The organism is Stieleria maiorica (assembly GCF_008035925.1).
Lineage (GTDB): Bacteria > Planctomycetota > Planctomycetia > Pirellulales > Pirellulaceae > Stieleria > Stieleria maiorica.
The window spans coordinates 648,460-668,214 of record NZ_CP036264.1 but is presented as its reverse complement, the minus strand read 5'-3'; the positions used below and the strand labels follow the sequence as shown (position 1 = coordinate 668,214).

General features: G+C 60.3%; 9 protein-coding genes and 1 pseudogene. 4 read left to right on the top strand and 6 right to left on the bottom strand.

The features are described 5' to 3' along the window. Positions 1–253: 253 nt before the first annotated feature. From Mal15_RS35045 to Mal15_RS02065, 4 genes and pseudogenes are all read right to left on the bottom strand, one after another. A pseudogene (locus tag Mal15_RS35045) lies at positions 254–334 on the bottom strand (GTP-binding protein); the annotation flags it as partial. A gap of 38 nt (positions 335–372) precedes the next feature. Then, a complete protein-coding gene (locus tag Mal15_RS02075; protein WP_147866228.1) occupies positions 373–7,125 on the bottom strand; it encodes a choice-of-anchor M domain-containing protein in 6,753 nt (2,250 codons plus the stop codon). A gap of 110 nt (positions 7,126–7,235) precedes the next feature. Next, the gene (locus Mal15_RS02070) at positions 7,236–7,529 is read right to left on the bottom strand and encodes a hypothetical protein (protein ID WP_147866227.1); all 294 of its coding nucleotides are present in this window, start codon (positions 7,527–7,529) and stop codon (positions 7,236–7,238) included. A gap of 45 nt (positions 7,530–7,574) precedes the next feature. Then, positions 7,575–8,648, bottom strand: coding sequence for a hypothetical protein (locus Mal15_RS02065; RefSeq protein ID WP_147866226.1), 1,074 nt, complete (start codon positions 8,646–8,648; stop codon positions 7,575–7,577). Between the two features lie 683 nt (positions 8,649–9,331). Between Mal15_RS02065 and Mal15_RS02060 the strand changes: the two genes are divergently transcribed. The 4 genes from Mal15_RS02060 (at position 9,332) to Mal15_RS02045 (ending at position 14,567) form a co-directional block, all read left to right on the top strand. Then, on the top strand, positions 9,332–10,921 hold the full coding sequence (locus tag Mal15_RS02060) for a sulfatase family protein (protein ID WP_233903233.1): 1,590 nt from the start codon (positions 9,332–9,334) through the stop codon (positions 10,919–10,921). Positions 10,922–11,093: 172 nt separating this feature from the next. Then, on the top strand, positions 11,094–12,038 hold the full coding sequence (locus tag Mal15_RS02055; RefSeq protein ID WP_147866225.1) for a hypothetical protein: 945 nt from the start codon (positions 11,094–11,096) through the stop codon (positions 12,036–12,038). After that, on the top strand, positions 12,035–13,006 hold the full coding sequence (locus Mal15_RS02050; RefSeq protein ID WP_147866224.1) for a hypothetical protein: 972 nt from the start codon (positions 12,035–12,037) through the stop codon (positions 13,004–13,006). Before Mal15_RS02055 ends, Mal15_RS02050 begins: the two co-directional genes overlap by 4 nt. A gap of 106 nt (positions 13,007–13,112) precedes the next feature. Then, a complete protein-coding gene (locus Mal15_RS02045; protein ID WP_147866223.1) occupies positions 13,113–14,567 on the top strand; it encodes a DUF1501 domain-containing protein in 1,455 nt (484 codons plus the stop codon). Positions 14,568–14,834: 267 nt separating this feature from the next. On the opposite strand, the gene Mal15_RS34975 is transcribed toward Mal15_RS02045, so the two are convergent. Next, on the bottom strand, positions 14,835–18,332 hold the full coding sequence (locus Mal15_RS34975) for a sulfatase-like hydrolase/transferase (RefSeq protein ID WP_315854283.1): 3,498 nt from the start codon (positions 18,330–18,332) through the stop codon (positions 14,835–14,837). A 921-nt stretch (positions 18,333–19,253) separates the two neighbouring features. Then, complete coding sequence (locus tag Mal15_RS02035) at positions 19,254–19,745, bottom strand: hypothetical protein (protein WP_147866222.1); 492 nt, start codon at positions 19,743–19,745, stop codon at positions 19,254–19,256. Between the last annotated feature and the right edge of the window lie 10 nt (positions 19,746–19,755).

Genomic DNA, 19,755 nt, shown 5'->3' with positions numbered 1-19,755 from the left:
CTGCAAACCTAAGTCAGCAGATCGCAGATTTCCGATTTCCCTAGAAAGGATGGGTCCGATGAGGGAATCCCGGCAATGGCGGTTGCGCGCGATGAATCGACTGAGCAGGTTGTGCGGCTTTCCAACCTTCGGCCAATGCGATTTCGGAATCGCTGCCCACCAGAACCCGCCGAAATCGAGCCGGGCGACGCGTCCGGCCTGGGACCAAGCGCCGATCTTGTCCAGGCGACTCGCCAACCAAAAGAATCCCTTACACGTGATTGAGCAGCGTGGTCTTGCCAGCTCCAAGGAATCCCGAAAGTACGGTGACGGGCAGTTTGGTTGTGGTGGTCATGAGTCGGGTAGAACGTTGACGCGGAGGCGGCTAGTCGCCTAAAAAAGTTGCTGATCGGCGGCGATCAGTTCGATCAACTCGTCGTCCTCGCTGTCCTCGGACATCAGAGACTCGGACGTCAGAGACATCGCCGAAACGCCCAACGTGCTCAACGCCTCGTCCGTTGCGGAGGCTCGTTCGGACTGAAGCCGGCTCAATCGGTTGATCACCCACAACGCGTCCATCGGCGACGTCTGGCCATCGCCATTGACGTCCAAGAAAAAGGGACGTGCGTTCGTCTGTGACGCCAAAGCGTTGATGACCAGCAAAGCGTCCCGGGGCGACGTCTCGCCGCTGTTGTCGACGTCGTAGGCATCGTTCCCGTTGCTGAAGGGGCCGAAGCTGGAGAACGTTTCCAGTGTCGCTTGAGTCAGTTCCGGCGGCGGTGACGGCAGTGGCAGATCGAACTCAGGCGTTGGGTACGCCGAGCTGAACATCAACCTTTCAAAGCCGTCAACGGTCAAACCCTGGTTGGCGTCGAAGTAAGCCAGGTCGTCATAATCGACCAGTCCGCTGCCATCAAAGTCAGCCCAGCGTGCGAACGGTGGTTCTGCATCTCCAACGGTTTGGCCGAAGGCTGCGGCAAAAACGGCGAAGTCCGCAAAGTCGATGCTGTCACTGTCGTCGACATCGTAGGGCACCGCCCACATGGCCGTTGGCGGTGCTGCACCCGCCACCACGTTCACTTCCTGACCTGCGACGTCGGCAACCGCCGATGCCGCCAACCCGATCCCTTGGGGGCCAAGAATCTGCGTGCCCGCTTCATCGACCGCGACGTCGTCCGAATCGGTGGGACTGAATAGCACATGCCCGACAAGCACCGGTTCCGTCCCGAGCCCCGGGTCCGTCGCGATCAACTGGATGTTGGAAATCATACCCGCGATGTCGTCCAACAGCGGCAAACCGTTGGAAAACTCGAACGACGGGCCCGGTTTAAACTTCATCGCGGTTGTGATCGATGTGTCGTAGCTCAGATCGAATGCAATCGTTTCTACTCCAGCCATCTCCGTGACGTTGGACAGATAGACTTCCACGTAGAACGGTTCCCATTCGTGCACATACGACACCGAGTCGGGAACCCGAGCGGTGCTGCCATCGCCGCGCGTCGCCGATGGTTCTCGTACGACCGCGAAATCCAGTTGCAAGGATTCGGTGTGGGTGACGGTTGCGATGTCACTTAAATCCACGTCGTCGAATCCGACGTTTCCGCCTCCGAACGTAGCGAACTGCAGGCTGCCGGGCAGCAATCGGTACTCGGCATCCCCGGCACTGGTGGCGACGACCTCGACATAGCCGAGGCGAGCCCACTGCGGCGCGAGTGCTTGTTGTTGGATCAGAGTTCCGCCACCAAAGTCGTCGATCAGACCCGCCGCATCGTCGATCTCGCCAGATTGCAGAACATCAAAACTCTCGTTGGTCAGCTGCAACGCATCCAGCAAATCTGTGGTGTACTGAATGTCGATGCGGCCGCCCGCGATGCCACCGATCTGACCGCTTCGGTCTTGAACCCAGACTTCGACGAAGTAGCTCTCGCCGACGGGAATCGAGTCGATGCCGGCTGGCAGATCGGCGAGGCTAGCGTCGGAAGGAAGTGCCACGGGCACAAGTTGAACGTCGATCGATTCAACCTCGGCGGGCAGCGTCACCGGCGTCGGCTCGCCCGATTCGTTGACTTGGAAGTACAACGTCGTCACGCCGCTTTCGGTGTAGGGATCCATGCCCGGGTCCAGCGTGCCGTTTCCGTTGGCGTCCAGAAAGCCCGACGCGACCACGTCGATTTCGTAGAAGCCAGCTTCGGTGAACGCCATGTTGGTGTGATCGTGGCTGCCCTCGCGCAGCCAATACGAATCCAACGCATCAAGCCCGTCGGCCGACGCCATCCACACGCGCGGGCCTTCGCTGCCGATCGAGTACATCGAAAACTCGCCCCCAGCCGGACCGCGGACATCCATCAAATCGAGTTTGATCCAACGACTGGTCGTGCCCACACGCGGGTCGTCGACCAGGTACGCGGCAAACGTCCCAGGAGTGGTTTCTTCGGCACCCAATCCTAGGAAGGGCAGATCCGCGGTTGGCGAGGCGGGCAAGACGAACACGGTGCCGTCGGTTGACCCCAGGAAATCCCACTGCGAACCACTCGGGACCGTTTCCGCCGAACTCGGTCCGGCGATCGTCAGGATTTCATCGGTCGCGTAATCGCCCTCGGGGTCATCCGCGTGGATACTCAATTTCCACCCACCGTCGACAAAGTTCACGCCTAGATCGGCATGCCCCGCGGTGTAGAAGGTTGACAGCGTTCGCTCCGGTCGGCGATTGAGCGTGTACACCTGACCGCCCGTGAATCCGGAACCGAGCGAATTTCCGCCAACGTTGGTGACGGTTGCATGTAACAAGACATCCAAACGAATCGTCCCCGATCCGAAGCCGGTCCCGACTGTGACCACGTAAGTCGTGCCGCTGCCCTCGACTGCGGTGACGCTCGCGCCGGCCACTCCGTCGGCGGTGACGTCAAAGTCGGTCGTGTCCACACCGCTGACGGACTGATCGAATTCAACGCGGAAGCTGACCGAACGCGCGACGGTCGGGTTGGTGTCGATGCGAGTGATCGACGTCACCAGCGGAGCGACTCCGTCGATCAGAACGCCCGACAGGTCCGTCGCCGGAACATTCAAATCGTTTCCGGTGATCACCTCGCCGACGACGTCGACAAGGGTCCCGCCGTTGGGATCGATCGATGTTCCGAGTTCGATCCCATCGCTGTCGGCTGCGCCGGCGGGGACGACATAGCGGAACGTCAGCGTGTTGGTGCCGGATCCGCCGACGTAGGCAAATTCAACGGCGCTGCCGCCCACCGTGCCCGGAATGAAGGGCGATCCGGTCACCGTGACCGGCGACCCGAAATACACGCCGACGTTCACGTACTGACCGGTCCGATAGGTCCCCGCCGCCGGTGCGAAGACGGCCGTCGCCGATTCGCCGGTCCGGTTCTCGATGCTCATCACTGCGGTGGCGTACGCAGCGGCCAGCACATCCTTGTCTCCGTCCCCATCCAGATCGACCACGGGCGTGGCCATCACGGCGGTTCCGCCGGTCGAAACAATCGTCCGCGCCGCTTCAAATTCCCCAGCCCCGTTGCCCGGCAACCAGACGACATCACCGTTGGCGCCGCTACCAACGATCACATCGACGCCGCCGTCGCCGTTCAAATCTTCGGCGGTCAAGCGGTAAGGAGTCAGCACGGCGGTGGTCAGGATCTGTTGCGGGCCGAAGTTGCCACTGCCATCGTTCTCGTACACTGCGACCTTGTCGTCATACGAGGCCGACACCAGATCGAGGTCGGAATCCCCATCCAAATCGACAGCGATCACGCTGAACGGACCGGTCAGCTCCGACGTCACCGTTAGAGTCAATCCAAAGTTGCCGTCGCCGTCATTGGCAGCCCAGAGGATTTGGTTGAGTGGGAAATTGGCCGCCGCCACGTCTTGGTCGCCGTCTCCATCGAGGTCCGCGAAAGCCAAGCCGAACGTGTAAGGGACGTCAAACGGCAGCGCTGCTGCCATGGCGAAGTTACCGGAACCGTCGTTGGCATACCAAGTGACCTCGCCCGGCTCCCGATTGTTAGCCACGGCATCCAGGTCGCCGTCTCCGTCCAGATCGGCCAATGACACGCCCAGCGTCCCCGGGGACACTCCGGGAAGATCTACGATCACGTGTCGGCTGCCGAATGTACCTGATCCGTCGTTGGGGTACCAAGCCAGCCCGACACCGGTTTCGGCCACGATCACATCCAGGTCACCATCGCCATCCAGATCTCCCGCGACGGCTTCATCCGCACCAACCGCCGCGACGGTGATCGACGCACCGAACGTTCCGGCATCCAACGGCAGCCACGCCACCGAACCGAAGGACGGCACGAGCAAGTCCTCGTCACCGTCACCGTCAAGATCCGCCAGTGCCGCGCCGGTCGGTCCGGCCGGAGCGGTCGAAAGGGTTGCGGGCAACGCGAACGGCACCACCGCCGCCGGGTGCGGACCCGTTGTGACATCGAGGACCACGGCGGGGGACGGACCGTAGGCGACCGTTCCGTCGGGCTTCAGGATGGAGACGCGATACTCCGCACCGTCATCGGCCATCGTCGCCGCGAACGTCAGCGTGCTGCCGCTCTGGCCCGCCACCGGAGAAAACGTCGATTCACCCGCGCCCTTGCGCTCCCAAAGGTGGCTGGTCAGAATCGTGCCGACATCGGTCGGCAGTTGGCGGGTCAGCGTGACCAAATTGTCGCCGATCACCGACAGCTCACCGGTGACCGTCGGCTGCTGCAACGGAGCGCTGCCGTGGTCATCGATCTCGATCGTGACCGGACCGGCGGCCATCGGATCAAAATTGGAATTCGCGAACGTTAATGTGGCCCGCACTTCAAGCCCATCCATCGCCTGCTCCGCGGTCAGCTGATGGTTCAACCCTTCGGCCCCGGGCATCGTCTCCCAGTCCATGCCGGGCCAACGCCACTGCCAGGCGATCGAATCCCCCTCACCCAATCCGGGATCGGCGAACAGTTGCAGGTCCACCGGGGAACCCTGGTGGTAATGATCCGGCAGCGAGCTGAATAAAAAGAGCTGATCCGACGCGTTGTCGATCACCGTCAGGTAGGGATAGGCTCCGCCGACGAGCGCCGTGTTGCCACTTTCATAGGCCACCCTGGCCTGGATGTACATCCGCTGCCCGTCCAAGTCGGCCGTGAGCGGCATCTCGAACGTTCGGCCTGCTTCTCCTTGCGCGACTTTCATCGGGTTCTGGTCGTCGTCGTACATCGCCCACGAATACGTCACCTTGTCGCCCAGGTCTGGATCGACCGTGATCATCGCACTGAACGTCTGGCCCGCCCGGTAGACAGGCTGCATGCCTTCAAAGAAGAACTCCACTCGTTCAGCGTCGACTTCAAAACTCTCGGATTGAGCCACAACCAGACCGTCCCGGATCACCTGCAACGCCAGCGGGTAGAGGTTATTGCTGGGTGGTTCAAAGGCAAACGTGCGCGCATCGATCTGGTCGTAACCGCGCGCCGACCTCCACAGGGCGTAGTGGTCGAGCGAGGCGTTGATGACAACCTTCAGGCTTTCCCCTTCGACCAACTCCCGACCGGTGGCGACCAGTGACGCCGTCTCACCGATGCGGAACGGAGTCGGCCCGTTGTAGGTGATCGACAGCGGCTCGACCGCGTTGGACACCGTGATCGGACCCGCCCACTTGGTCGTGGCGATCGCTTGGAAGTCCTGCATGACCGCAGCGACCAACTCGTACCCGTCGAAAGACGCGTCCAGCTGCATGTCCAGAAGTCCGGCTCGGGCGTCCGGGGTGTTGGTCTCCGGGACAAATCGGCTCAGCACGGTCCCCGAGAAGTCGGTCCCGGCCGGACGGATCCGCCACTGAACCTCCTGCCCCTCCTCAAGTGTCACCCCGGCGATCCTGGCCTGCAGGACCTCGCCGGGCAGGTAGGATTCCTGGATGCCGGTGACACCGAACGAACCGTCGTTGGCCCGGATCGTCACGGTCGTGGAAACGACATCACCCAGCAACCCGTTCGCGTCGTCTTCGGATTGCCTGAGGTACGTGTCGATGCCCGCCGGCAGCGGCGTCATCAAACCGACGTGGAACGATTCGTCGCCCTCGGCGGTCGCGTCATCCAGGATCGGGATCTCGATCGTTTTCCGCGTCTGGCCATCGGCTAACACGATCTCACCGGACATCGGCGTGTAGTCGCTATCGGCCACCGCCGTCGCGTCGCCGGTGGCGTAGTTGACACTGATCCGCCCATCGCTGCCGCCGGTGCGAACCACATCGATCGACGCCGTGCCGGCATCCTCGTCGACGCTGTAGCTGGACGCATCGAACTGCACCTGTCCGACGCTCTCGACGGAGAAATAGACGGTGATCGGATCGCTTTGACTAAAACCCGCACTGTTGGGAGTCGTCGAATTATCATCGCCGAAGTAGGCGGACAATCGCAGGTCGACTTCATAGCGCCCCGGCTGCGTGAAGCCGAAATTGTAATGCGCGTGGCTTCCCGTCGAGATCCAAACGGCGTCGTCTGCGGAGATGCCGTCGGTCGTGTCCAGCCCCAACGCGTTTGCGTTGGCGACGCCGTCGTCAAACGAGGACATGAACACCACCGTCTGGCCGAAGACTCCCGACTGCCACATCGAGAATTCCCCCGACCCCGCCGAGCCGTCGGGATTCACATGCCTGACGTCGGCCAAGGCTGCCTTGGCCCATCGAACTTGTTGAGCGCCGGTTCGGCCTTTCGACTCTGCTGAAGCGTCATACCGATCAACGGTGTCATCCAAACCATACCCCGCCACTCCAAGAAACAGCGCTTCGGCGTTCTGCGCCTGCGATTGTGGCAACAGGTAAAAGTTCTCACCGGGGTCAACCCCGACAAAATCCAGCGGAGCGCCTTCTGGCATGACGACCCGCGCGGGCGATCCGGCGTACAGCAGCGCCTGATCGTTGGTGTAGTGAACTTTTCCGCCCGTTTCGTCCGCTTCCACGCCCAACTGCCACTGGCCCGATTCGTGCTGGAGATTCAGGTCGACGTGTTGGGTGGTCAAGAGGTTTTCGAGCTCTGCCGCCAACAATTGACGCCGCTCCAGCTGCTCCAGTCGGGAGGCTCTGCGACGCGTCGCTGGCCGCAACCCTCGACCCTTGGCATGACTTCGCGAACGGGACCAGCGGCCAAAACGGAAGGTACTCATCACTCCAAAACTCCAGGCAGAAGGAACGCAGCTGCAGACTCAGACACCGTTTACATGCACACAATGTGCATATACTATGATTGTGCACCCAAGCTTGCAACCGGCCTGTGTTACCCAATCGGCAATTTCGTCCTGACCGTGCATTCCGCAACGACTTCGGTGGCGTTCAAACTCGCTTCGGCCTGGAATAAGCGCCAAAAGTTAGCGGCGACGTGAAATGACAACTCACGCCAAGCTGGCGCAAATCTCTCGGCCGGCGCGAACGGACGTTTGCCGTTGTTCCACCGGATCAGCGTCCCCCGACGGTACTCGATCCCCAACTGCTCGATGATGTGCACTTCATACGCGCGAATCCAATCGATCAGATCGAGGGTCAATGCAACGCATGCGTTGCGTTGCGACATGATGCGAGGATCCTGGAAACGCACGGCCACCCAAGCGGTCGGGTCTCAGGGGGCTTGCAGCCCTGAAGAGGCATCGTCATCACTTGGTGGAGGGACCGGTACCGTTGTCGGGCCGTTATAAAACCGCATCGAGGCCTCGGCGGCCTGCACGGTTTGGGCATCGATGGCCCGCAGCCTTTCGAGCGCTTCGGCCGCCGCCGGCAGCGGGCAAGTCTTCAAGTAAAGCACGGCGGCTGGTTTGACGAAACGGGCTTCTTCGTTTGCCTCCTCGAACAGCTTGGCAACGCGGTCGATCATCGACCAGTCTCCCCAACGCGCCAAGTCAGGGATCACCAGATCGGCAAGCGTCGGCCGGCAGAGCATCAGCCGCAACGCTGCCGCCAAACGCTCGCGCGGTAGGACTTTCAACTGCGTTCCATGAACGCGTATCGCATTGATCGCCGCAAAGGAATCCAAGTATTCGGCATCGGAGCTTGCCAAGTAAGCTTGCTCGACGCGACCTAACCCCCGTTCTCCCGCGAGCGCGATGAAGCAGGCGATCGCGGCGTCCATCCCAGGGTCAAACGTCGCGTCGACTTCCCGCTTGCGAAGCATCTCGTCAAACAGGCTGGCATCCGCCGCCGTCCCGCATTGACTCAAGAACGTCCAGCACAGACGGCGACGATGCACCGGAACCGACGCATCACGGAGCTGGCTGATCACCCATTCTCGATCCAGTTGATCGGCGACCGCTGCGATGTCCTCCAACGTGGCCTCGGCAAACTCGTTGTAGGCGTCGGCCGCGACAAGTTCGTCCCCGTGTTGAAGGAAACGCAGGAAGTACCCTAATCGCCGTGGCCCACGCTCCGGCAAGCGACTCAAGCCGCGCAGGTAGGATAACGCTTTGGTCGATACCTGCTCGGGAGAATCCCATTCGGTGGGAGCCTCGCCGTAGCCGACAATCCAGAAGGTCGCATCCCGTGGCAGTTCCTTGATGGACGCCACCTCGATCACCGAGTCGGCAAGTTTTGGGCGGCCCTTGAAAACTTCGATGACACGCATTCGATACATGCGAAAACCGACCGATACTTCGGAAATGGATTCGCAGCGAGCGATCACTGCCGCTGTCGATGCATCCAAGTCATCGCTGATCGTTGGAGCAAGCGCCGAACAAAAAGGGCATGCCGAGGCGCGCACGCCCCAGCACGGGGCAAGTGCCACGAGAAGGCAAAGCAACAAGCGGCCAATCATTCCGTGGGCCACGCGAGATCCGAACCGCGACGCCGGATCAGCCGGCACGATCGCCGGACTGCAAGCAAAATTCGAATCCAAAACGAGGCCTATCGATGTGGTCGTGACGATCCCTGGGCAGGCACGCAAACGCAGCGTCCGAATGACTCGTGCATCGAGGTGGATGCAACAAGGCATGACAAGCTAGCCGAAAACTGCAAAACCAGACAACAGGAATGTGATTCCCAAGAGGCCCTCGCGAGGAAGTTCTTGCCGGAGAGCATGTGCAGGATCACGAGAGTGGGACGCATCGAAGGTTGGCAGGTGTCCCGTTCGACGACGTCCACTTCAGTGCACAGAAGTGTTGGGCGCGGCAACCCGGCCCAGTCGCCGCCGGGATTTGACTCGGGGGTTGAGAAAGAAGAAACTGTCGCCGGGAGCCGAGTTCGGTTCCTCGCCGCCAGGGGAGCACCATACGGTTTTCCGACCGCAATCCTCTGGTTTTTTTGTGCGCATCATCAACCGCCTCGTCGCGGTGGCGTGTGACCTCGATACGAGCGCGCGGCACGAAAGCGCAGTGAAAGAGACAGACAATGCCCGCATTCAAGAGAATGGGATTCAACATGATTCAATTCCTCGCCTCCACGCAGACCAGTAGCCGCCGGGTATCCCCGCATCAATTACTACACGCACTCGCTGCATTCGCGTTGATTCCCGTTGTCGGCCTGTTGACACAAGCCGTATTTATTCCTGTCGCACATGCCGAATCGGCCACTTGCCCCAACATCGTCTTTATCCTTGCCGATGACATGGGGTATGGCGATGTCCAAGCCCTGAATCCCGCGTCTCAGATCCCCACACCGAACTTGGATCGATTGGCGACCGAGGGCATGACGTTTACCGACGCCCATTCGCCGTCGGCCGTGTGCACTCCGACTCGTTACGCGACCCTGACGGGACGTTATTGTTGGCGAAGCAAGTTGAAACGCGGCGTGCTCAATGGCTATGGAACACCCTTGATCGAAACCGATCGGCCGACCGTCGCGTCGCATCTGAAACAGCACGGCTACCACACCGCGGTGATCGGCAAGTGGCATCTTGGACTCGGCTTCCAGAAGGACGAACGCGGACAATGGGACTGGACGCAACCGCTCAGTTATTCGCCGGTCGACGCCGGGTTCACCCGGTCGTTGGTCATCCCCGCCTCGCTCGATTTTCCGCCCTACGTTTACATCGACGGCCACCAGATCACCGGCAAACCCGACCGCGTGCAGCCGGCCCGATCGTTCCCGGCGTTTCTCAGAAAAGGGGAACTCGGCTCGGACTTTTCGATCGTCGATTGCTTGGACCAACTGACCGCCAAGGCTTCCGAACACATCCGCTCGCGTGCCGCCCAAGACGAACCGTTCTTTTTGTATTTCCCGCTGACCGCGCCCCACAAACCGGTTTTGCCGCATGGGCGGTTTGCCGGAAAGACGAAGCTTGGCCCGTATGGTGATTTCGTCACGCAAGTCGATTGGACGGTCGGGCAAGTGATGACGGCGATCGATGAAGCGGGACTCGCTGAAAACACGTTGGTGATTTACACCAGCGACAACGGATCGTTCATGCGACGGCAGAGTGACGCCGGCCAGGTGGATCATGTCAGCGACGAATCGATCCAGGCCTACTACGAAGGCAACCACAAGGCCAACGGACCCTGGCGAGGGACGAAGGCGGACATCTGGGAAGGTGGTCACCGCGTCCCGTTCTTTGCCCGTTGGACCGGCACGATCGAAGCCGGTTCACGTTGCGATCAACCAATCTGTCATGTCGACCTGTTTGCGACCGCGGCAGAGTTGGCGGGGACCAAGTTGCCGCCGGCCGACCAGGCGGCACCGGACAGTTTCAGCCTCGTGCCACTGCTGCACGACAAGACGGACCAGTTTCGTCGCGCCCCTGTCGTCAACCATAGCGCCAACGGCACCTTCGCGATCCGCGACGGGAAGTGGAAGTTGGTGTTCAGCGACGGTTCCGGCGGACGCGAGAAACCTTCGGGCAAGCCGTTCGGCACGCCGTGGCAGCTATATGACCTGGACAGCGATCCGACCGAGTCGAATGATCTGGCCGAGACGAACCGAGAGGTGGTTGAGCGGCTGGGAGCGGAGTTGTTTCGTTTTTTGGCCGATGAGAAGAGCCGGTAGGGCGTTTCGAGGTCACCCTCCCCTCGCTTCGCTCCCTCCTCTTGCCGAGAGGTTCCTGTCGAATCCCGCGACACCGCATCGGTAACGTGCCGTTCAAAAATAAACCGCCCCGCAATCGCGTCGATCGAGCCTGCTACACTAACGCTTTTCCGTCACGGTGTGCAGGAGATTCATGGCAACCGACTTTGCCAAACCGACGTCCGATCAACTGGAGATTGCGTGCCAGTCGTGTGGTGCGAAATTGGTGGTCCAATCGCACATGCGTTCGACGCTCTGTCCGTATTGCGCTTCGCCGTCGATCGTCAGCCGTCCGCCGTCGGCTAATCGTCCCTCACCAACGTTCCTGGTCGGATTTGTCATCGATCACGAACACGCGACCAATGCGGTGAAGAACTGGATCTCCGGCAGCCATATTTTTGCGCGTTCGGATTTCAAGGCCGCGGTTCCGGAACTGACACGGGGCGTCTATCTTCCGGCCTACCTGTACGCCGCGGTGGCCAACACCCAGTACTCGGCCAGCATCGGGGAAAACTACACCGAAACCGAAACCTACACGACGACCGATTCCAAGGGCAAAACGGTCCGACGAACGCGGACGGTGACGAAAACCGAGTGGCGTCCGTTGAGCGGAAACCATTGCTGTTACGTCGTCGACGTGGTCGTCAGCGCATCGCAGGGTGTCACCAACGCAGCGTTAGAGGCCGTCGAACCGTTCGACCTGCGCGCCCTGCGGCGGTACGCCGATTCCTTCATCTCCGGTTGGCTCGCCGAGGAACCGTCGCGCGGCCAAGACGAGTGTTTTCGCTTGGCACACGACGAGACGATCGAGAAAGTGGGTGGCATGCTCAAAGGATTCATGCCCGGCGACTCCCACAGCAACCTGGAATACCAAACCGATCTCTCGCACGAGGTGATCGATCTGGTACTATTGCCGATCTGGACCTATGCGGTGCGATATGCCGAAGACCGACCGCCGATCCAAATCTTGGTCAACGGTCAAACGGGACGTGTCGGAGGCAAAGTGCCGGTTTCGGCAGCCAAAGTCACCCTTGCCGTCATCGGCGTATTGTTGTTGATCGGCATCGTCTTCATAGCGATCATGGCGGCCCAAGGATGAGTGAGTCAAGTGTTGCAGAGCGAACGTGCGGCCGTTGCGAATCGCCGCTTGAAACCGGTGATCTACGCTGCGCGATATGCGGTCAAGCAGCCCTGGACGCGCAAGCCGATGTACCGAAAAAGCTTGCCGTTCAGATCCTGCGGTGCACCGGTTGTGGCGCGGCGATCGCCTATGATCCGAAACATCAGGCGCCAAGCTGCTCCTTTTGTGGCGATGTGGTCAAAGTCGAATCGATCGACGATCCGATGGAACAGACCGAACACTACTTGCCGTTCACGGTCACGCCCGACGAGGCCCGTGCGGCACTGCGGGGGTGGCTCGATTCACGCGGCTGGTTCCGCCCATCGGACCTCTCCGCCTCGGCTCAATTGACGCAACTGAAACCGCTCTGGTGGGTCGCTTGGGTCTTCGATGCCGATGCCTTCGTCAGTTGGGCGGCGGATTCCAATGAGGGCAGCGGGCGATCGGACTGGGCGCCGCACTCCGGTCAGAACGAAATCCATTTTGACGACATCCTTGTCTCGGCCTCCCGAGGTCTGAGCGTTCGCGAAGCCGCCGCGATCAGCCCGGGGATGAACTTGGCGACCAAACGTGCCGCGCCCGAAGGCGCCGTCCGCGATGCGACACTCGAACAGTTCGATGTCCAACGTTCCCAGGCCCGCCAAGAAGTCTCCGCAGCGATCCATCGGATGGCCGCCGAGCGGGCGCAAAACCACTTCATCCCCGGAACCCGGTTCCGCAACGTCCACGTCGCGATCGTCCTCCGTCGACTCGTCACGCGTCGCTTGTCCTTGCCCGCCTACGTTCTGGCGTATCGTTACAAGGAGAACCTGTACCGTGTGGTGATTTGCGGCCAGGATAAACGTCTGATGGTCGGAACGTCCCCCAAGTCGCTATTGAAAATGATCGCCGTCGCTCTGATGGTCGGCGTCATCGCCCTTGTGATCTTGGGAATCATGGCCGGATAGCGGCAGGCGGGCCACCAACACTCGCTGGCAGTGGACTTTCGCCACCGGCACTCGCTACGATGAGCGATGGCTCTGCAACGAACACAGCCATATTAACGTATGATTCATGATGAAACGCCAGACCACTGATCGACGCTCCATCCTCCGCCAGGGGCTCGGTGGATTCGCAGGAATTGCACTGGCGGACATGATGCATCGTCAGGATGCCGCGTCCGACGTCGTGCTGCACCATCGGCCGAAAGCGAAGCGGGTCGTGCAGCTGTTCATGGCCGGGGCGGCCAGTCATGTCGACACGTTTGATTACAAACCGCTTCTGGAAAAACGCGACGGACAGCCCTGGGATCCCGGCGAAAAGGTGGAACTGTTCCAAAGCCAGCCCGGCGATTGTTTTGCCAGTCCCTGGAAATTCAAACCGTACGGGCACAGCGGCAAGCAGCTCAGCGAGATCGTCGCCCCGCTGGGTGATGTCGTCGACGAGATCGCCTTCATCCACAATCTGGTGGGAAAAACCGGCGTCCACAGCCAGGGTACGCTGCTGCAAACGACGGGATTTAACCTGCCCGGATTCCCCAGCGCAGGGTCGTGGGTTTCGTACGGACTGGGCAGCGAAAACGAGAACCTGCCGACCTTCGTCGTGCTGCCCGATCATCGTGGGTTCGCGTCCAACGGCGCCAAAAATTGGGGCAACGCGTTCCTGTCGGCAAGCCATCAAGGCACGGTGATTCGGCCCAGCGGCGCGACCCCCATCACCGATCTGTTTCCACCCCAAAGCAACTTCATCACCCCCGACAGCGATCGCGCCGGGTTGGATGCACTGAAACAAATCAATCAGGCCTACGCACGGCAGCGGCCCAGCGATGATCGACTCGATGCCCGCGTTCGCTCCTACGAACTGGCCGCCGCGATGCAACTCTCGGCCACCGACGCGCTCGATCTGTCCAGCGAACCGCAACACATCCGTGACTTGTATGGATTGGTCGATGAAGGCTCACACGTCGATGATTCGGAAATCAACGCCAAGGCCGAAGCGGAGTTCTTTGGGCGGAAGTGTTTGGTCGCCCGTCGGTTGCTCGAACGCGGTGTCCGTTTCATCCAGATTTGGAGCGGCAACGACAACGGATTTCCTCGTCGCAATTGGGACAGCCACGAAAACGTCCCCCGCGATCACGGACCGCTCGCGTTGGGGATGTCACGCGGAGCGGCGGCGTTGATCAAAGACCTCGCACAGCGTGGGATGTTGGAGGACACGTTGATTTTGTGGACGACCGAGTTCGGCCGAATGCCGTGTTCCCAGGGAACCGAAGGCCGTGACCACAACCCGTTCGTGTTCACCAATTGGATGTGTGGCGGCGGTGTCCGTCCGGGGACGTACGGCCACAGCGACGAGTGGGGGTTCCGCCCGGAAAGCCCCGATCACGCGACCACCGTTTACGACATCAACGCCACCATGTTGCATTTACTGGGCATCGATCACACCAAGCTGACCGTACGCCACAACGGAATCGATCGCCGACTGACCGACGTCCACGGCCACGTGTTGCGCAATCTGGTCGGCAATTAAGAAACCGGTCGCCCAGTACGACGGCCCTTCCGGGCGATCGCAGCATACTGTACGACGGCCCTTCCGGGCGGTCGCAACACACTGTACGACGGCCCTTCCGGGCGGTCGCAACACACTGTACGACGGCCCTTCCGGGCGGTCGTCGTAAACGACTCACCGCGACGACCCGGAAGGGACGTCGTACAACAAAAGGGACGTCGTACAACAACCTGCCGCCTCGTGCCGCCGGGGATCGGCTAAAGCCTAGACACCAACGAATCCCCGTCGCTACTTCGCGGCTTTCTCTTGCTTCTTCTTCTGATTCAGAAACTGGTACATGTTAAACCGCTGAGGGAACGCGACGCCGGTTTCTTTCGCCCAGGCTTCCCACATCGCGATCATCTCCTTTCGCAACACGGGTTTCTTGTCGGCCAGATCATTCAACTCGTTGCGGTCCTTGGAAAAGTCATACAACTCCCAAGGTTTCTCGTACTCGCGGACGAGCTTCCATTTGCCCATGCGGACCGCCGCGTTGCCTTCGTGTTCCCAGAACATCGGGTCGAAATGGATGTCTTGGCGGACACCGGCCAACAGTGGCGCTAGCGATTCGCCTTCGCACTGGGGGATCCCCTCGGGATAGCTTCCGCCGGCCAGATCGATCACCGTGCTCATGAAGTCTTGCAAGTAGGCGCGTCGGTGCATCAACATGCCACGATCGTCTTCGGGGATTCCCGCCGGCCAATGGGCGATCATCGGCGTGCACGCGCCGCCTTCGTGGACATAGTGTTTGTACTTTCGATACGGCGTATTGCAGGCGCCGGCCCAGTGCAATCCGATGCGTACACCGGCGGTCGTTTCCAGCGGCGGGTCTTTGACCATCGCTTCATCGCCGACGCCGAAGTTACCGCCTTCTTGACATGCACCGTTGTCGCTCAAGAAAAAGATCACGGTGTTGTCCAGCTGGTCGATGGCCTTGAGGTGTCCGACGAGCTTGCCGATGTTTTGATCGATCGAATCGACGCAACCGGCGTAGGCCGCCATGACGGCATCCAGACGATCGCGCTGCTTCTCGTTCAAGCTGTCCCACTGCGGTCCCGGATGCTCGGCCGGCACGGTGTCCTTACGCAGCAGCCCCATTTCACGCTGACGCTCGTTGCGTGCTTTCATCATCGCCCGCCAGCCGTCTTTGTATTTGCCGCGGTACTTTTGGTAATCCTCCCATTTGGCGTTCAGCGGCCAGTGCGGCGCGTTATAGGCCAAGTACAAAAAGAACGGGTCATCACCGGACTCGGTCGCTCCGTCGATGTACTCGATCGCCTTGTCGGTAAAAGTGTCGGTGGCGTAGAAACCCTCGGGTACTTCGATCGCATCGTTGCCCTCGGTCAATCCACGATCGCCGCCGGGTTTGAAATAATTGATCGCGCCGCTGATGCATCCGTAATACTTGTCGAATCCGCGTTCCAGTGGCCAGCACTCCTTTCGATCCGCCCCCAAGTGCCACTTGCCGGTCATCAGCGTGGTGTAGCCGGCCGATTTCAACACCTCGGCCAGCGTCGTGCAGTTGTCATTGAGATAACCTTGGTAGGGGCCTTCGAACCCGAGTGGTTGTCCGGGCGGCGCGGTCATGTGACCGATGCCGACTTGGTGTGGTTGCAGCCCCGTGATCAAGCTGGCCCGCGTCGGGCAGCAGCGTCCCTGGTTGTAGAACTGGGTGAATCGCATCCCCGCAGCGGCCAAGGCGTCGATGTTGGGAGTTTCAATTTCACCGCCGTAGCAGCCGAGATCCGAGTAGCCCATGTCGTCGACCAGAACGATGATGATGTTCGGCCGCGTCTTGGACAGCCGGTTGCCTCCGGCGACCAACTCGGCGTCGACCGCGATCTGTTTCAGGTGGGGCGCGGCGATCTTGATGACGTCGCGATCGTAGGTCATCAAGCCGTTGATCTCACCTTCCACATCGGTGGTCTGGGTGTAGACGGCACCGGCGACGCCTTGCTTTTTGAGCTCTGCCAATCGACGGATCGATTCCTTGTAACGCTCGATGTATTCTTGCTTGGTCTTCGGCAGACCACCATAACCCCAGTTGCGTTTGCTCTTGACCCACAAGTGATCGGCAACCGGCCAGCCGTGACCGCCGAATTCGCCCACGATCTTGACGAAGTCGTTGTAGCGATCGTCATCGACTGGGAAGTCCGGGTGAGGATAAACGTGTTCATCGGCCATGTCACCGACGGCAAAGAAGTTGCCTCCGCTGGCGATGTTGATGTGCCGCGTCGGGTCGTAGTCGACGATCCACTTGCCGACTTTCATCGTGCGGTGTTGTCCCCAACGCTCGTTGAACGGCACCCAGGTTACAATCGACGGGTGGTTGTAAAGGTGATCGACCATCCCCTTCAGTTCGGTCATGTACTGAGCGTGCGCCCAGTCCGGCCAGGTCGCGTCGAGCGGATCGCCGGGCTTCCACGACTTGGGCGTGTTGGCCTTTTCGTGATCCTTCGCCAATCGTTTCCATTTAGGCCATTCGGCGGAATCAAATCCCGCTCCGCCTTCGACTTGATCTTGCCAGACCAGCATGCCGACGCGGTCACAGTGGTAGTAGTACCGTCGCGGTTCGACCTTGATGTGCTTGCGGATCATGTTGAACCCTGCGCGGCGCAAGAAGTCGATTTCGAATTGAATCGCGTCGTCCGACGGAGGCGTCAGCAGTCCGCCGGGCCACCAGCCTTGGTCGAGCGGCCCCCAGTGAAAAATGTCCTGGCCGTTGAGCGTCAGTCGCAGGTTGCCATCGGCGTCACGCCGTTTGCCGACCGTTCGCAACCCGACATAGGACGCGACCGAATCGACCACCTGTCCGGCTTCGTCGAGCAGTTCGATTTGCAGGTCGTACAGCGTGGGTGATTCCGGCGACCAAAGTTTCGCATCGGCGATGGTGAGCCGGACTTCGCCGCTGTCGTCGCGGGCCTGGGCAACCTGTTGGTTCTCGTCTTTCACGACGACGCGCACTGTGTTTGCGTTACCTACCGTGTCGGCTTTGACCATGACGTTTCCATCGGCATCACCGGTGACTTTCAGGTCCACGATGTGGGACGCTGCGACCGGCTCGATCCAAACGGTTTGCCAGATCCCCGAAACAGGCGTGTAAAAGATGCCGCGGTTGTCGACCTTTTGCTTGCCGCGAAGCTGGTACTGGCCCTCCGCGTCGGTCGCATCGACCACCTTGACGACCAACTCGTTTCCCGACTCCCGCAGTTCGCCATCGATCAAGAAGGAGAAAGGCAGATTACCGCCGACGTGTTCGCCCAAGGCTTCGCCGTTCAGAAAGACGCTGCAGCGGTAATCGACGGCCTCGAAATGAAGCCGCAGCGTGTTCGTGTCGCTCGGCGTTTCACCGGTGAACACATCGGCTCGATCAAAGGTCGTTCGGTACCAGAGTGTTTCGTCAGCGGACAGTCGCCGCCCGACGCCGGACAGCGGGGATTCGATGGCAAAGGGGACCAGGATCTTCCCCGCCCACTCGCTCGGCTTCTCTGCGTCCTTTGGCGTGACGGCATAGTCCCACAAACCGTTCAGATTGGTCCACTGCGAACGCGTCATTTGCGGCCGCGGGTACTCGGTCCAAACATGGTCCGGCGTGATTTGTTTGCCCCAACGCGTCAGCATCGCATCCTTGACCGGCGACCAATCGGACGCCGCAATCGTCGACGGATTCGTCCAACACGACGACACGACAAAAATCAATGCGACGGCGTGAAGCACGGCCGGAGCAGGGTTTAAACGAGAGAGCACGGGGAGTTCTCCAACAGGAAAGTTATTCGTTCTTCTTTTTATTCGGGCCGACTGGGAGATCGCACCGACTTCGCGCGCCAAAGACCGCCACCGGCCGGCCACGGGCTTGGGGCAGAAGGATTGAGCCCACGGATGGCAGAGCGTCCCCACGGATGTCATCCAGAACGGTGGAAGCCGCGGTGCGAAGTCATTGCCGTCCCATGTTAAACCAGTCCTAAGCTGCTAGGGACAGGATTTCGCAGTGAGGAGAACATCACGAAATAGATTGACGCAGAATCACAGTCAGCATGTGGAACAGATTTCCAGCGGGACAACGCCCGCTTGACGTAGCGACGCTCGCCAGAGCGCGGTACATGCAGGAGGATCCGCCTTCTGACGAAGGTAGCGACGTTCGCATGACGATTCAGGATCTTTCTTGCATCATGTGGCTCTGTCCAGCTAGATACCTCCTCCCCAGAACGACGAGCCTGGAAGCCTCTCCCTCAGTATGCCGCGCGTTTGAGATTGTTCGGAATCAAACTGCGCTTCGCCGGCTCCCGGTGTGGGTTCTTTGATCGTGCTGTCTTTGGCGGCTTGCCGGAGACACGCGGCGATCCCCCAGCGATCGTTATCCTCCCAGTGCCGACGCAGGGTTCTGGCCCCCAGGGCGCAGGTGATCAACAAGCGCATCGCGGAACCGCTGCAGCCCGGCGGGGCCGGCAAACGATTCGTTGAATCCGTAGGTGGCGAAGAGTAAATCGATTCATCGATCACGTCCTCTGAGACGGGGAGAGATGATTGCAATCGTGCCAGTCTACCAAATGTAAACCCGACGATTTTGCGATTTCTAATTCCTGTCGACTTCCGCTGCGTCATCCGTTTGAATCGATCATTCGATTCTTGAAAACCGCCACGATAGAGACGTCGCCAGATAGCCATCCGTCATTTGCCAACGTCGTGCCTCAAGTACTGTTTCCACGTGATGGACGTCAGTTCCTCCGACTCTCCACGCGTGACAATCAACGTCGTCGAGGAGGCCTCGGAATTGACCAGGATGGTGTGAAACGCAAAGGGGCGTCCTTCGGATTCATCGCTGAAAACGACCGACCGGCCGACGTCCGGTTCGATGCCGAGCGTCTTGTCGTTGGTCGCGTTGCGGGTGAGCAGATCCTGATAGAACGCCAGGACTTTCTCGACCGAATCCGGCGTCGTCATCGTCGTCTTCAGGACTGATGACGGGACCGTGCGATTTCCATCGGCGGCGATGGTGGCTGCATCCGACATCTGCGATTTGCCGATGTCCGCGTCCGGGTAACGCCATTTGACAATCGTTCCGATCAAGGTGACGGGTTCTTCCGCGCACGCGGCGGGTATGACGACGATCGCGTTCGACAAAACCAGCAACAAAATCATCAGTCGACCAACAAAACGCATTTCGATTCTC